This is a genomic window from Bacillus tuaregi (genome assembly GCF_900104575.1).
Classification (GTDB): Bacteria; Bacillota; Bacilli; order Bacillales; family Cytobacillaceae; genus Bacillus_BD; species Bacillus_BD tuaregi.
Genome location: NZ_LT629731.1, coordinates 1,269,148 through 1,283,643 on the forward strand (window position 1 = coordinate 1,269,148; position 14,496 = coordinate 1,283,643).

The following is a 14,496-nucleotide window of genomic DNA, read 5'->3' on the forward strand; positions in this document are numbered from 1 at the left end:
GACATTGGATGGCCAAAGTAGTAGTTATGCCGAAGCTTGGATTAACGATGACAGAGGGTGAAGTAGTTAAGTGGCATAAGGCTGAGGGCGAGCAAGTAAATGTGGGTGATGCATTATTTGATGTGGCAACAGATAAGTTAACGAATGAGGTAGAAGCAAGTGAAAGCGGCATCCTGAGGAAAATTTTGATTAATGAGCATCAGAGTATTGCTTGTCTAGAGCCTGTAGCCATCATTGCCGCTGGTGACGAGAATATCGATTCATTTTTACCACGGTCAAAGGATGAAAAGACAGAGGGTTCCAAACCGGAAAGTGTCGTTGAAAAGAAAAAGCTTGATAGTCCCAAAATGAGCAGTAGACTCAATGCATCGCCGATCGCGAAAAGGTTAGCAACTCAGCATCACATTAATCTCTCACAGGTTATCGGAACGGGACCAAATGGTAGAATCATACGGGAGGATGTAGAGGCTTATATTGAACAGAATCGTTCAAAGGTGAAAGCTTCTCCAATGGCTGAAAAAATGGCAAACCAACATCAAGTCGATTTAACTGAAATAAGCAAGGATACAAGAATCATGAAGCAAGATGTACTTGACCATCTAAAGGAAAAGAATAGGATGGAGGATAGTCCACAGGAAACTAGAATACCATTGACGCAAATGAGAAAGGTAATATCTAGCAGAATGTCGGAAAGCTGGAGGATTTCACCAGCCGTTACCTTTGATGTGAGGGTGGATGTAACAAAGCTTCAGGAGATTAGAAAACAGCTTCGCGAAATACAAAGAATCTCGTTTACAGGACTATTAGTAAAATTGGTGTCTGCTGTGTTACTTGAATTTCCTTATGTAAATAGTAGCTTAGTAGATAATGAAATTGTGACTCGAAATTATACCAATATCGGCGTTGCCGTTGCATTAGAGGGTGGGCTGGTTGTTCCAGTTATAAAGCAGGCGAATACAAAGGGCTTGGCAGAGATTTCAAATGAAATGAAGGAGCTGGCGGAAAAGGCGAGAAATAATGAATTAACCACCGAGCATCTAACAGGCGGTACGTTTACGATCACGAATCTTGGTATGTATGGAATTGAATCCTTTTCTCCTATTATTAACCAACCGGAAGTGGCAATATTGGGTGTTAATACGACCATAGATACTCCAATCGTCGTAAATGGAGAAATTGTGATAAAGCCGTTAATGAATCTAAGCTTAACAGCCGATCATAGAGTGATAGACGGAGCGGTCGCCGCCCAATTCATGGCAAGGTTGAAACAATACATTGAGCAGCCAGAGATCCTCTTATTATGAGAATATTGAGGTGGATATGATGAAGGTTGTCATTATCGGCGGGGGTCCCGGTGGATATGTAGCGGCAATTAGGGCAGCCCAGAAGGGGGCAGATGTTACCCTGATTGAAAAGAAGCATATTGGTGGTACCTGTCTAAATGTCGGCTGTATTCCAACTAAAGTATTGTTACATACGGCCGAGCTATATCATACTCTGAAAGGTGATGCCGAACAGCTCGGTATTTTAGTTGGGACTCTAGGATTTGATTGGAGCAAAATTCAAGCAAGAAAAAAAGCTATCGTGCAGCAGTTGAGTGGCGGGGTAAAGAGCTTATTAGCGGCAAATGGTGTCAATGTCATCATGGGGGAAGCAGCCTTTTTAAGTGTAAATCAACTAGCCGTTCATTATCCTAGCGGGCAAAATGAAACCATTGATTTTGATCAGGCCATTATTGCGACAGGCTCAAAACCGTTTATGGCTCCAATAAAAGGGAATGAATTAGAAGGAGTTATGACAAGTGACGCCGCACTTTCCTTAGAAAGAATCCCCAAAACATTGTTGATTATCGGTGGTGGTGTGATCGGAAGTGAATTTGCTAGTATCTATAGCAGTCTGGGAACAAAAGTGACAATCGTAGAGGCCCTGCCTAATATAGTAGCCAATATGGATCAAGAGCTGACAGATTATCTTAAATATGAATTAGAGAAAGCGGCTGTTTCTATCTATACGAATACAAAAGTAGAGCACATCGAAAGGACTCTATCGGGGTTAAAGGTTCAGGTGTTCACAGAATCGGGACTGTCTTCCTTCGAAGTAGAAAAAGTCCTGTTAGCCGTTGGCAGAAAGCCGGCAACAAAGGCGCTTAATCTTGAAAAAGCTGGAATCAGGGTAAACGGTGATAAAATTGTAACCAATAACCATTTTCAAACGAATATCCCGAATATTTATGCGATTGGGGATTGCAGGGGCGAGGTACAGCTAGCACATGTTGCTTCAGCAGAAGGAATGGCTGCTGTTGAATTTATCATGGGTTCCCGTTCAAATATTGATTTTAATACAATACCGTATTGCGTATATACGAAGCCTGAGCTTGCTGCTGTCGGTCTGACAGAGGAAAAAGCAAAGGAACAGGGCTATAAGGTGAGAATTGGAAGGTTTCCATTACATGCAAATGGAAAATCGCTTATTATGGGTGAAACAAATGGGGTTGTGAAGTTTGTGGTTGATGCGAAGACAGATGAAATTCTTGGACTTCATCTAGCTGGACCGCGGGCAACAGAGCTTATCGTCGAGGGAGCACTCGCCTTAAGACTCGAAGCGACTGTTGCTGAAATTGTTACGACGATTCATGCACACCCAACTGTAGGTGAATCGCTTTATGAAGCAGCCCATGCAGTCCATAAACAAGCCATTCATCTACCTAATTAAATAGCAGGAAGAACTTTATCTCTGTAGGAAAGTGGGTCGGGATGAAGTTCTTTTTATTTTGGGAAAAGGATGAATCGTACAGAGGGTTTTTTATCTATTATATTGCGAATATTGAGATATTACTCACATCCATAATATGTAATTTATAGTAAAATAATAAATTAGGAAGGTTAATAGATGGAGGGGATATTTCAGTATGGAATATACATTGAATGACCTTGTTGAGACGAATAGAATTAAGGAATTAATCAATCTTTTTTACGAAGCAACAGGAATGGGGATAACTATTCTTGACCTTGAGGGAAATACTATAGTAGCTTCTGAATGGAAACCTTACTTTACGCGATTTCATCACCTTGATGTTAATTCTAAGAAGGTTTGTTTTGAGAAAAATACACTTGATATTAGCAACGTGTTAGTTGATGGTAAAAAAATAACTATTTATCAGCACTTGGATGGGTTAATTGATGCAACCACTCCGATTACCGTTCACGGGAAACCAATAGCTGTACTACTGATGAGTCAGCTGTATTTGGAAGAGCCCTTAGGAGAAAATCAAAAATTAACCTATATGTTAGCTTTCTTAAACGGCTTTACATCTTTGTTAGCTGAGATAGGACTGAAGGCATATAGACAAAAGAGAGCACAACAGGAATTACAATCAACAAAGGAAGAGCTTGGTATCTCGCAAAAAATACTAATGGCTGCCTTTGAAGAATTAAGGGAACAGTATGCTAGAGTGTAGAAATAGGGTATTTGCATTATTAACCTAATTATAGGCTGCGTAATGGTGAATAGTTAGGGGCGCGACAAACTATTGCACTAGTTGAGATTTTTCCGAAGTGCAAAAAGACAGTCACGATTTATTAATCATTCGTGGCTGTCTTTTTGTGTCTTCTGCGATAAGAGACTGATGGAAAATGATTGCTTTGATTATTAGAGGAAATTAAGGAAAAGCTAAGGAAAAGTTCGAAAGGAGTATGAAGATGATTGAGCTATCTTCTAGGTTAGAAGGTAAGGTGTTTGATATGTATGAGCTGGAGCTTGCATTAAAGCCTTATGGTTTTTCGGTTGGGGGCAATTGGGAGTATGATCATGGATATTTTGACTGTAAGATTGGTGAAAAGGCTGGCTATCAGTTTATAAGAGTACCCTTTAAGGCTATTGATGGACAATTAGATGCAAGGGGCTGCAGGGTTAAGATCGGCAGACCGTTTTTATTGTCGCATAAATATCAAATCGGAATGGATGATCACGCACATAATGGAAATGCATCGGCTGCCTTCAATCAATTCAGTGAGCCTGCTGATAAGGATGCTGAGCTTTCTGATCCTCCAATCGATTTAGGGATGACAATGATTCAAAAAATAGAATCAGTCTTGTTTAAGGATTAATAACTACAATTAGTGTTTACCTAAAAAGGAGTGACAATATTGAGCCAGGAAGAATTAAAAAGGCAGGCTATGGAGATTATATCCAGCCACCGAACAGGTATATTAGCGAATGTTGAGAATAATAGACCGCATGCAAGATATATGACTTTTTACAATAAAGATTTAAATCTGTATACTCCTACAAAATTAGATACTGAAAAAACAGATGAGATAGAAAAAAATCCCGCTGCTTCCGTTTTGTTAGGCTATGAGGATAAGGGGTTAAGCGATCGTTATATAGAAGTTTCGGGTACAAGTCGAATAAATCAATCACAGACGTTAAAGGAGGAGTTCTGGGATGATTCCTTTACTAAGTGGTTTACTGGACCGGATGATCCGAATTATGTGTTTCTAGAAATAGAGCCGGCGATTATTCGTATTTTAAATAATGAAGGCGGACCGCCACAGGAGTTTCAAGTATTCTAACTATTAGCTTCGGTATAGAAAAATAGAAAATGCTTGGTTAGAGAAGGGAAGCAGGCAACACTAATATATATGCTCACGAGAAAAAACAGACTAAAAATACACTAAAAGGGACGGTTGTGATGCTTTCAAATGGAGGAAGCATCACAACCGTCCCTCTGTTTTATTAGATGGGTAGATATAAAGTAAAGGCTTATATATTCTTTGAGCATAATAAACTCCTCTGCTACAATAGAATAATTAATAATATTTGGAGGTTATTTATAGTGAAAAAGATATCGATTTTGACATTCGTATTTTTTCTGTTATTTATTGAAAATGCTTTAGCACATACGGGGTTAGGCAGTTCCTTTCCTGAAGATGGTGCTGTAATAAAGGAGGAGCTGCAAACCATTACACTGACTTTTGAAACAAAAATTGAGCAAGGTAGTTTATTTAAGCTGGAAAACTCCGTAGGGGAGTCTTTGCCTGTTGAAAATATTACTTTATCAGAAAATCAACTTACTGGTAATCTATTGGATTCATTGGAAAATGGGGAATATCGAATAATCTGGAATATTATTGGTGCTGACGGTCACCCCGTTGATGGTGCCCTATCATTTTCAGTAGATAAAGTAGCGGAAGAGCCATCTGTGGACGATGATCCTGCAATCAGTGAGCAGACAGAAACAAAAACAGAGAAAGCTGAGTCTCAGGAGAAGGCTGAAGAGAGTAATGAAACTGAACAAAACGACGGTTCTTCCTATACGGTCCCTATCTTGGTTGGCGTACTAGCTGTGATTATTGCAGCATGTATTTTCTGGGTTGTGAAAAGGAAAAAATAAAAATGATTCTATTCGGTACTTTCACTCAAGCTCTTTTGTATTTATGTTTAGCCATTATGGTCGGTACATTTATCCTTTCATTAGTATCAAGTAGAAATAAACCAGCTCTTCATGTACCAAAATGGCTGTTGCTGTCGGCAATAGGTGGAGTCGGAATATTATCCTTTTACCCAGTATGGGAATTAATCTTATATTTAAAACAAAATATCGGTTTATCCATAACCCTTCTTCAGTCTGTATTATTCACATTTGAAGTGGGGAAGGCATGGGTAGTGACCTATCTGCTGTCAACTCTGTTATTTTTATGGGTGATATGGGTTGACTATCGAAGAAAAGCTGTCTATGCATCTTTTGGATTGGTTTTAGCTTTGTTTATTATTCTTGCCCTTGGCTGGACTAGCCATGCAAGTAGCTACGACAGGGTTATCGGTTTTATTAGTCATTCTTTACACCTAACGATGGTCAGTGTATGGGTGGGAATTCTGTTTATTGTTAGCTGGTGTTCAACCAACCATGAAAATTGGTCTCGTTTTCTGAAGTGGTTTACACCAGTAGCCATCCTTTGCTTTGCTAGCACCATCCTAAGTGGTCTGATTCTTATGACGTTTGCGATTGACCCTAATCAATATCTAAATTCCTGGATGCTTCCATATGGTCAGACATTATTGATTAAACATTTATTGATCATTCCTTTGTTTGGATATGCCATTATTAATAGTATCTTTGTAAAAAAGAGACTGCGAAGCGATGATCAATATAATCCAAAACCATGGACAAAATTAGAAAGTGTTATTATTTTACTTATTTTTTCGGCAACCGCTGCTATGGGCCAGCAGGCTCCGCCTCATGAAACGATTGTTACGGCTGAAGGTGCATCAACACTTTTTACGTTATTTTATCAAGACTTTCAACCAAGCATGACTGTACAGCTTGGTATGAATCCGATCAGTCTTTTGTTCCTTGGCTTTGCCCTCCTATTTTTAGTTCTGTTTATCCTGGCTTATTGGAAAAAGGCATCTAGTATTGTTTCATTTCTAATGAGTGGTTTATTGTTTGTTTGTGTTTATTTAACTGTCATTTTTAGTGTGCAATAAGAGATATTTCTATAATCAAATTCGCCCTTTCGGTACAAAAAGCATTTGCTGAATGAAGTTAAATTTAAGTACTTTCTTTGTAGTGAAACCATAGGATAACATGACAATTGATGAGGGGATTGATGAAAACATGTACTATGGTCCTTATATATATCCGTATCAATATCCATATGATGCGAATGCTTTTATGTATTACTACGGAAGACAGCTTCCTTATTGGCCTTATCCAAACGAGATAGAGGCTGGAAACCGATTTGATTCCTTTCGTTCCTACAATGGGAATGATAGAAATTCTCGGGAAGACTACGGCCCAAAGCCATTTACAATCAATATTAATCAAGCAACGAAGCAAAACAATACGTTCCGTACCGCATTATGGACTGGAACACAACTTCAAATTACTTTAATGAGTCTTAAGAGAGGTGAAGATATCGGTTTAGAGATGCATCCTGATGTTGATCAATTCCTACGGGTTGAGCAAGGTCAGGGGTTGGTTCAAATGGGGAAGAGCAGGGATCAGTTAACCTTTAGAAGGAGAGTCTATGATGATTCGGCTATTGTGATACCTGCTGGTACATGGCATAATTTAATAAATACAGGAAATGGACCGCTTAAGCTTTACTCGATATATGCACCGCCAAATCATCCATTTGGCACGGTTCATGAAACGAAGTCAGAAGCAGAGGCGGCAGAAGAAGGTCATCATTCTAGCTAAAGAAATAAAGCTATAATGATGGATTTTGATGAAAAAGCTTGAAAAGGGATTGTCTTAATGGGCAATCTCTCTTTTTCATAATAACTCAATGGTTTTTTCCTATGACCTGCTCGCGAATGTTTTCCAGTTCTTCTAGCGACAAATCACCAAGTGATTTCTTGATCTCATCCTCAAGCTGCTTTCTGTTTCTTTCTCGATATTGATTCCACCATTCTCGAAGACCCTCAGTATTTTCTAAAAGATATTCAATATCAATTTCTTCGACTTCATCATCGGAAAGATATTGCAGCACTGCACCTAGCATACGATTTAGACCTTCGATTTCATCTTCATTCTTTTTATTATTTTTCACCTCTTCATGCTCTTCCTGCACAGCTTTATCGTCAATGTTCTCTAAGCTATTAGTATTGGGCTTACGTGGCATTATGAAACACCCTCCATTCCAAGTCTTTCATTATGAATGATAGTATTCCCATTAAAAAGCTACTGAATAACATTTACTCAGCAGAATAAAAATGTCTATTTAGCAAATACTTTGGTTATGACCCTCAGGGTTTGATCTTAAAAAAGGTGATGAACATGAAAAAAAAGGACCAATACGAATTTGCTAACCTGTCTAATAAAGAGCTAAAACAAGTCAATTCCCTTCAAAAAGAACTCAGCAAGGAATCGGGGGAAGAGGTTGTCTTAATTGCCTATGAGGAACAGAATAAAGAATAGGTTTTGTAGGGATTCATCCCTAAAAGCACACATAGCGCTGCCATGTGTGCTTTTGGAGATTAGTTATGATTATAGCCAGTTGTCATCAATGGAATGAACCTCTGCAATGGAGTAGGCTGCATTGGTAATGGCCTGCGGCAGTGATTCACCAGATGAACAAATGTCATTAAAACAAATCTGATTAGTACTAGAGTCTTTCACTTGATAGGTAAATCCAAGTTGCTTTAGTCGTTCTACAATCATCATTGCGTGTTCTAAATTTTGCTCTGGTATAAATTCGTGATTATGAATGAAGACGCCCCTTTCAAAATCATACCAGCGGTCCCACCGATTCAATTTCCATCCCATAATTCTCCGCGCGATAATATCAATTTTATTCATTACCTGTTGCTCTCCTATATCTTAATTTTTATTATTTTACCATTTTAAAGAATGTCAGCCTATTAATTTGATTAGGATTTGCGATAGGTATAAATATAAGGTAATAGTAGTCAGCATCATTAGTATATAACAAGCCTATTTGCTTCGAGATACTTCATAAAATGGGTGTACGGTGAATCCACTTCTACAAAATAATGCTAAAAGAACTATCCAAACATGATACCTCTTTTAGCATTTGTGGCTTCTTCAACCTATTTATGTTTGTTAATATCGAAGTGTTGCCTTCAATCGATTAGGGTATAGAAATAATTCAAGTGCATGTTGAATATGATGGACAGCAACGTCAGCGCTTTGCAGGGCCTTTAATGAGCACCCCTCCTGACCAATAATCCCTATTCCAATTCTCGATTCCTTCAGCATCCATTCATCATTACTGCCATTTCCAATGGAAGCTGTTTCATAGGAGCCTAATTCTTTGATTAGCGTTAGCTTGCTGTATCTCTCATCCTCTCGGTCAATTGTAGTTATTTTTACAGGGAGATCTTTCATTTCAACAGCGACGCTGCCAAAGGTATCGGCCGTTATCACGTAAATCTCGACTACTTCAGCCAGTTTGACAAGTAAATCAGAGACGCCTGTAAGCAGTGTGCCATCCTTTGCCAACGTCCCATTATAATCCAAAACGAGATATTTAATATTCAAATCTCCAAATCCGGGAATCGCAACCTCTATCATATATACCTCCGTCAAGTAAACTCTTTCACATATATTATAGCAGAGGGCCGTTCCTCATGCTCTCGAATGGAATGAATCCTTCTGTAAAATATTTTTTCAAAAAAGTAAACTAGTATATTATATACATCTATATGTAAATCACTAGTTATGGTCTTATCGAGGAATGCTAAATCCTTGTATGGACATAATAATCATTACAATTTGGCTGTTACGGGACAGGAGGCGATTGCTATAAGTCGGGTAAGGTCGTGGGCTCCTTTTTTTATTTTGGGGTATCTTATCTTACATTATCTCTGGATTTATTTTTGGAGAAATCAAGGTGAAAGAGATTTGCTTGTTTGGGGAAGCAATCTTTTTCAGTTGCTTGCTCCACTCATTGCTTTTATCATTTTACTTAACCGTACTTCTCAGAAAGTAAAAACGGCTCAATACTTCTGGTTATTATTATCAATCGGTTGTCTATGTTTCACTATTGGACAATGCATTTGGAATTATTATGAGTTAATCCTAAAAATGGATCATCCTGTTCCGGGCTACGCTGACCTTTTTTGGCTGTTAAAGGATGTGACTTTTTTCTTCGCTTTTTTGTTGGGGTTATATTCCATAAGACATGCGTTTTCAAAAGTGCAGTTTTTTCTCGACATTCTGGTCATTATGGTGGTGGCAATTTCATTTAGCGCAGAATTCATCATTGAACCCATATTGCGCACAGAAAAAACAGAGTCGTTGCTGCTCACTCTTGCCTATATTGCTAATCCATTGGCTGATTATGGAATCTTGTTTGCAGCTTTAAGTATTTTTATGATACGTGACAGCAGAGTATCAAGAAAAGCGTTTTATCCGATCATTTTAGGATTTAGTATCAATTTAATTGCAAATACAGCCTATAGCTATCTTGTGATTCATAAAAGCTATGAAACAGGAAGCTTTCTGGATCCACTATGGCCATTTTCATTTCTGCTGATTGGGTTAGCCGGGTTGTATGCTAGTGAAGTTATAAATGATGAAACAAAACCGATTATACCTGTTAATCTATTCAAGTATCGCTACTTATTTCCTTATTTTGCTTTTATCGTTTTATTGGCTGTAGCTTTTTATAGAATGATGCCATTTTTGAATATTCTGACATGTGGAGTAAGTATTGCGATGGTTTTAGTTATCACAAGACTTTATATGACATTAATCATGAACGAGAACCTTTTACTTAATAGTAAAAGGTTGACGGCAGATTTAGCGAAGAAAAATCTCGAACTAAAGACAACGAATCAAACCTTATTTGAAAAAGAGCAGCATCTACAGGATATCTTCAATAATTTGAATGCCGTCATTTGGTCGGTTGATTATCAGACAAATAAGATTATGATTTCCTCGGGTGTAGAAGAAATCTTTGGGTATCAACGGAAAGATATATTAGAAAATCCCTCGTTATGGAAAACGGCTGTTCACCCGGAGGATCAAGAAATCATTGCAGAATTTGACCCGAAGGCAACAAATATCAATCCTTTAGTGGAGTTTCGTATCCTTCAGCCTAATGGGGAACAAAGATGGATTCAAGTGGTGAGAACGAGAATCTATAATGAGCGAAAGCAATTATTGAAAACACATTCGGTGATTACGGATATTACGGAGCATAAGGAAGCAGAGGAAAAAATAGAATACATGGCCTTCCATGACGAACTTACCGGGTTAGCGAACCGGAGTTTATTTTATAGAAGCTTGAAGCTGGAAATGGAAAAGGCTGTTACAGGTCACAAGCAAGTAGCTGTAATGTTCATTGACCTAGACCGGTTCAAATCCATTAATGATACATTAGGACATTATATTGGGGACCAGCTGATTAAGCATGTAGCAATACGCTTGAGAGATTGTGTAATGGAAATGGGAACAGTCTGCAGGCTTGGCGGTGACGAATTCACTATCATTCTTCCTTCGGAGTCAAAGGAGGATAGCGAAATACTTGCTAAAAGAATTATGATGCTTCTTGGTGAAGCCTATTCCATACAAGGAAACGAGCTTTTTATCACGCCTACTATTGGCATCAGTCTATATCCAGATCACGGAGAAACAGAGGAAGAGCTGATTAAAAAAGCCGATATGGCCATGTACCATGCAAAAGAGCGCGGTAAGAATAATTATTATGTCTATACCTCTGATTTAGAAAAGAAGAATGCAAGAAAAATGAAGCTGGAAAATGCGTTAAGAAAAGCCATTGATCATAACGAGCTAGCTCTTCATTACCAGCCAAAGGTAGAGCTAGCTACGGAACTAATTGTTGGAGCAGAGGCACTGTTGCGATGGAAAAACCCGGAGCTTGGGAATATTTCACCGGTGGAGTTTATTCCGGTAGCGGAGGAAACCGGTCTCATTCACAGAATTGGTGAATGGGTATTACAAACTGCCTGTAGACAGCATCTACAATGGCAGGAAAGGGGAGTGCCACCGCTAACGATATCGATCAATGTTTCGGCAGAGCAACTCCGCAAGGATTTCATCCAAAGGGTGTCTGAAATTATAGAAACAACGAAGGTAGACCCTAGTAAAATCGAACTAGAAATTACGGAAAGTGTGATGCAAAATATGGAAGAGACATCGATTATTTTGCATGAGCTAAAGAAATTGGGCGTTCATCTTGCAATCGATGATTTTGGTAAAGGCTACTCCTCCTTAAGCTACTTGAAAAATCTTCCGGTTGATTGTGTGAAAATTGATAAATCGTTCATTGATGATATAGGCGAAACCTCGAATGGCGGTGAAATGGTAAAGACCATCATCGATATGGGTAGAAATCTTAATTTCAATGTTGTAGCAGAAGGTATTGAAACAGAGCACCAAAAGGATTTCCTCCGACAGCATCACTGTGCATTAGGGCAAGGATATTTATTCTGTCCTCCTTTGCCGCCAGACCAGATGATTCCGTTATTGAAGAAAAAGAAATAGCAATCTAGAACATTCGGCTGTTACACTTGAATGGTGTGGAAATTACAGGCAGGGGGCTGAATAATGAAAGCAAGGATATACATAACGAGAAAACTTCCGGATGAAGTGGTTCGAGGCTTGCAGGAGCAATTCCATGTTACCATGTGGGAAAAAGTGGATATACCCGTCCCATATGAGATATTGGAAAAAGAAATACAACATGTCGATGGTTTATTTTCCATGTTAACCGAAACCATTGATGAAAAGCTCCTACAAAAGGCGAAAAAACTGAAAGTTATCAGTACGATGGCGGTAGGCTATAACAATATTGATATAGCAGCTGCATCAAAGCAAAGGATCATGGTTACGCATACACCGGGCGTATTAACAGAAACAACGGCGGATTTAACATTTGCTTTGCTAATGGCAGCTGCAAGACGGGTAATCGAGGCTTCAGACTATGTACGTAAGGGCTCTTGGAAGACGTGGTCACCGATGCTGTTGACTGGGCAGGATATATATGGCTCGACCTTAGGGATTATTGGCTTTGGCCAAATTGGTCAGGCATTGGCAAGAAGAGCAGCGGGCTTTAATATGAAGGTGCTGTATTATAGCCGGAGTCGCAAGGAACATGCTGAAAAGGAGACAGGTGCGATTTACACAGATTTGGAATCCTTATTAAAGGAGTCCGATTTTGTAAGTGTTTTAACGCCATTAACCGCTGAAACAAAACATATCATTGATGAGAAGGAATTAGCTCTCATGAAGAAAACGGCCATCCTTATTAACACGGCTCGGGGTGAAGTAGTGAATGAGACGGCACTCTATCAGGCCTTGCAAAATGGAGAGATTTTGGCAGCGGGTTTAGATGTTTTTCAGGAAGAGCCGATTTCAATGGATCATCCTTTACTGACACTTCCAAACGTTGTGGCCTTACCGCATATTGGAAGCGCCAGTGTAAAGACAAGATTAGCAATGGCCCACCTCGCTGCACAGCAGCTCATCGATGGGCTACATGGGAAAAGACCAGAAAATACGGTTAATCCCATCGTATTTGAATAATGAATCTATTAAAACGCATTTCTTCACAAGAATTGCGTTTTTTTGTAAGTCTCTTTAAAACTCGATTATTGAGGTATAAAATGGAAGTAGATATTATGTTGCTTTTAACTTCATTCAGCAGAAGTCCTCCACTTCTATAAGTGGGGGATGAATGCAAGTGGTCCTTCGATTCAGCGTGGGTACAAACCCAAGCTGAATGAAGTTAAGCCTCCGGCGAGTCTTGCGATTTTTTAAAGGTAGTTTACCCGAGCGAGCTCAGGTAATCCGGACGCAAATTCGACGGGCGAATTTGATAAGGGGTGAGAGTTTATGAGATTTGTATTTTTTCTTGTCCTTATTGTTCATGGATTTATCCATTCGATTGGGTTTATAAAGGCATTTCAGCTTGCGGAAATGAATGTGCTGAAAACACCGATTTCGAAGTCTGTTGGGCTGCTTTGGTTTGTAACGGCCTGTTTGTTTATTATCGGTGCGTTGCTTTTCATCTTCAATCAAATGTGGTGGTGGATGCCGTCGTTGATAGCTGTTCTGCTTTCTCAAACGGTCATTATCCTCTCCTGGCAGGACGCTAAATTTGGCACGATCCTTAACATCCTTATTCTAATCTTCTCCATTGTTGGAGCGGGAATGTGGCAATTTAGTATGCAGGCCAATAAAGATATTCAGCAGTTTTTGTCAGAGGTTCATACAAAAGAAACGAGGAGAATTTCTGAGGCTAGTCTGGACACGCTGCCTATTGTCGTTCAAAAATGGCTAAAACAGACGGGTGTAGTAGGACAAGAAGAGATCAAAACCGTTTTTTTTAAGCAAAAGGGTAGGATGAAATTAAAGCCAGACCAGAAGGATTGGTACCATGCCGACGCAGAACAGTTTGTCAGAATAGCAGAACCGGGCTTTATTTGGAAAGTTGATATGAAGATGATGCCTTTTGTTCATGTTGCAGGAAGGGACTCCTTTCAGGATGGAAGGGCAAAAATGATGATGAAAATTAGCTCTATCATTCCGGTTGTTGATGAAGCTGGTAATAGGAAAGTGGATGAATCCTCCTTACAGCGTTATTTGCTTGAATTGCCTTTATATCCATCTGCAGCCCTCCAACCCTATATCGTCTGGGAGGAGATCGATGAAACGACAGCTAAAGCGACGATGTCATATAAAGGAACCTCCGGCTCAGTTTTATTTTATTTTAATGAAAAAGCTGAATTATCCAAAGTAAGTGCAATGCGATACAAGGACTCTGACGAAAAGGCTGAACGGATTGAATGCATTGGTGAAATAAAAAACTCTAAGATAATGGAAGGTGTCAAGATTCCAGAAAGAATTGATATTTCTTGGATGCTGAAGGAAGGGAAGTTTACTTGGTATACGCTGGAGATATATGATTATCAATCAAATGATTTAACTATTTGATACCGAATAACATACCGGATTCTCTCGAGAAACTTATAGATACATCTATGCAGCGTTTCTATTATGAGGAA

Annotated in this window: 15 protein-coding genes; 12 read left to right on the forward strand and 3 right to left on the reverse strand. The window is 39.1% G+C overall.

Annotation, left to right across the window (positions count from 1 at the left end; genetic code table 11):
* The first annotated feature begins 8 nt into the window (after positions 1 to 8).
* The 8 genes from BQ5321_RS08345 to BQ5321_RS08380 all read left to right on the forward strand — a co-directional run bounded on the left by BQ5321_RS08345 (position 9) and on the right by BQ5321_RS08380 (position 7,201).
* Positions 9 to 1,304 (forward strand): dihydrolipoamide acetyltransferase family protein, encoded by a 1,296-nt coding sequence (locus BQ5321_RS08345; protein WP_071394061.1) that lies wholly within the window; start codon positions 9 to 11, stop codon positions 1,302 to 1,304.
* Entirely contained in the window at positions 1,276 to 2,712 is a 1,437-nt protein-coding gene (lpdA, locus tag BQ5321_RS08350) for a dihydrolipoyl dehydrogenase (protein ID WP_315970095.1), read from the forward strand. The genes BQ5321_RS08345 and lpdA overlap by 29 nt, the downstream gene beginning before the upstream one ends.
* Positions 2,713 to 2,908: 196 nt before the next feature.
* Complete coding sequence (locus tag BQ5321_RS08355) at positions 2,909 to 3,457, forward strand: PocR ligand-binding domain-containing protein (RefSeq protein ID WP_071394063.1); 549 nt, start codon at positions 2,909 to 2,911, stop codon at positions 3,455 to 3,457.
* 241 nt (positions 3,458 to 3,698) lie between these two features.
* On the forward strand, positions 3,699 to 4,106 hold the full coding sequence (locus BQ5321_RS08360; RefSeq protein WP_071394064.1) for a YugN-like family protein: 408 nt from the start codon (positions 3,699 to 3,701) through the stop codon (positions 4,104 to 4,106).
* Between the two features lie 39 nt (positions 4,107 to 4,145).
* Positions 4,146 to 4,571, forward strand: coding sequence for a pyridoxamine 5'-phosphate oxidase family protein (locus BQ5321_RS08365; protein ID WP_071394065.1), 426 nt, complete (start codon positions 4,146 to 4,148; stop codon positions 4,569 to 4,571).
* 263 nt (positions 4,572 to 4,834) lie between these two features.
* Complete coding sequence (locus BQ5321_RS08370) at positions 4,835 to 5,392, forward strand: copper resistance CopC family protein (protein ID WP_071394066.1); 558 nt, start codon at positions 4,835 to 4,837, stop codon at positions 5,390 to 5,392.
* 2 nt (positions 5,393 to 5,394) lie between these two features.
* A complete protein-coding gene (locus tag BQ5321_RS08375) occupies positions 5,395 to 6,486 on the forward strand; it encodes a copper resistance D family protein (RefSeq protein WP_071394067.1) in 1,092 nt (363 codons plus the stop codon).
* Positions 6,487 to 6,616: 130 nt separating this feature from the next.
* Positions 6,617 to 7,201 carry a cupin domain-containing protein gene (locus tag BQ5321_RS08380; RefSeq protein WP_071396823.1) on the forward strand — a complete coding sequence of 195 codons (585 nt, stop codon included), beginning with the start codon at positions 6,617 to 6,619 and terminating at the stop codon, positions 7,199 to 7,201.
* Between the two features lie 85 nt (positions 7,202 to 7,286).
* On the opposite strand, the gene BQ5321_RS08385 is transcribed toward BQ5321_RS08380, so the two are convergent.
* Positions 7,287 to 7,625 carry a hypothetical protein gene (locus BQ5321_RS08385; RefSeq protein ID WP_071394068.1) on the reverse strand — a complete coding sequence of 113 codons (339 nt, stop codon included), beginning with the start codon at positions 7,623 to 7,625 and terminating at the stop codon, positions 7,287 to 7,289.
* Positions 7,626 to 7,780: 155 nt separating this feature from the next.
* Between BQ5321_RS08385 and BQ5321_RS24410 the strand changes: the two genes are divergently transcribed.
* Complete coding sequence (locus tag BQ5321_RS24410) at positions 7,781 to 7,921, forward strand: hypothetical protein (RefSeq protein ID WP_187143729.1); 141 nt, start codon at positions 7,781 to 7,783, stop codon at positions 7,919 to 7,921.
* A 69-nt stretch (positions 7,922 to 7,990) separates the two neighbouring features.
* Here the strand turns inward: BQ5321_RS24410 and BQ5321_RS08390 are convergent, their stop codons facing one another.
* Both BQ5321_RS08390 and BQ5321_RS08395 read right to left on the reverse strand, forming a co-directional pair.
* Complete coding sequence (locus BQ5321_RS08390) at positions 7,991 to 8,302, reverse strand: BC1872 family protein (RefSeq protein WP_071394069.1); 312 nt, start codon at positions 8,300 to 8,302, stop codon at positions 7,991 to 7,993.
* A 264-nt stretch (positions 8,303 to 8,566) separates the two neighbouring features.
* Positions 8,567 to 9,037: an HAD family hydrolase gene (locus BQ5321_RS08395; protein WP_071394070.1), complete on the reverse strand. Its 471-nt coding sequence runs from the start codon at positions 9,035 to 9,037 to the stop codon at positions 8,567 to 8,569.
* Positions 9,038 to 9,367: 330 nt separating this feature from the next.
* Between BQ5321_RS08395 and BQ5321_RS08400 the strand changes: the two genes are divergently transcribed.
* From BQ5321_RS08400 to BQ5321_RS08410, 3 genes are all read left to right on the forward strand, one after another.
* Positions 9,368 to 11,974: an EAL domain-containing protein gene (locus tag BQ5321_RS08400; protein ID WP_159433409.1), complete on the forward strand. Its 2,607-nt coding sequence runs from the start codon at positions 9,368 to 9,370 to the stop codon at positions 11,972 to 11,974.
* Between the two features lie 63 nt (positions 11,975 to 12,037).
* Entirely contained in the window at positions 12,038 to 13,015 is a 978-nt protein-coding gene (locus BQ5321_RS08405; protein ID WP_071394072.1) for a 2-hydroxyacid dehydrogenase, read from the forward strand.
* A 309-nt stretch (positions 13,016 to 13,324) separates the two neighbouring features.
* Complete coding sequence (locus BQ5321_RS08410) at positions 13,325 to 14,425, forward strand: DUF6920 family protein (protein ID WP_071394073.1); 1,101 nt, start codon at positions 13,325 to 13,327, stop codon at positions 14,423 to 14,425.
* Positions 14,426 to 14,496 lie beyond the last annotated feature (71 nt).

Bases quoted from the DNA above. Each gene is read 5' to 3' on its own strand.
- BQ5321_RS08345 (WP_071394061.1), top strand. From the start codon at position 9: ATGGCCAAAGTAGTAGTTATGCCGAAGCTTGGATTAACGATGACAGAG.
- BQ5321_RS08355 (WP_071394063.1), top strand. From the start codon at position 2,909: ATGGAATATACATTGAATGACCTTGTTGAGACGAATAGAATTAAGGAA.
- BQ5321_RS08360 (WP_071394064.1), top strand. From the start codon at position 3,699: ATGATTGAGCTATCTTCTAGGTTAGAAGGTAAGGTGTTTGATATGTAT.
- BQ5321_RS08375 (WP_071394067.1), top strand. From the start codon at position 5,395: ATGATTCTATTCGGTACTTTCACTCAAGCTCTTTTGTATTTATGTTTA.
- BQ5321_RS08380 (WP_071396823.1), top strand. From the start codon at position 6,617: ATGTACTATGGTCCTTATATATATCCGTATCAATATCCATATGATGCG.
- BQ5321_RS08385 (WP_071394068.1), bottom strand. From the start codon at position 7,625: ATGCCACGTAAGCCCAATACTAATAGCTTAGAGAACATTGACGATAAA.
- BQ5321_RS24410 (WP_187143729.1), top strand. From the start codon at position 7,781: ATGAAAAAAAAGGACCAATACGAATTTGCTAACCTGTCTAATAAAGAG.
- BQ5321_RS08390 (WP_071394069.1), bottom strand. From the start codon at position 8,302: ATGAATAAAATTGATATTATCGCGCGGAGAATTATGGGATGGAAATTG.
- BQ5321_RS08395 (WP_071394070.1), bottom strand. From the start codon at position 9,037: ATGATAGAGGTTGCGATTCCCGGATTTGGAGATTTGAATATTAAATAT.
- BQ5321_RS08405 (WP_071394072.1), top strand. From the start codon at position 12,038: ATGAAAGCAAGGATATACATAACGAGAAAACTTCCGGATGAAGTGGTT.
- BQ5321_RS08410 (WP_071394073.1), top strand. From the start codon at position 13,325: ATGAGATTTGTATTTTTTCTTGTCCTTATTGTTCATGGATTTATCCAT.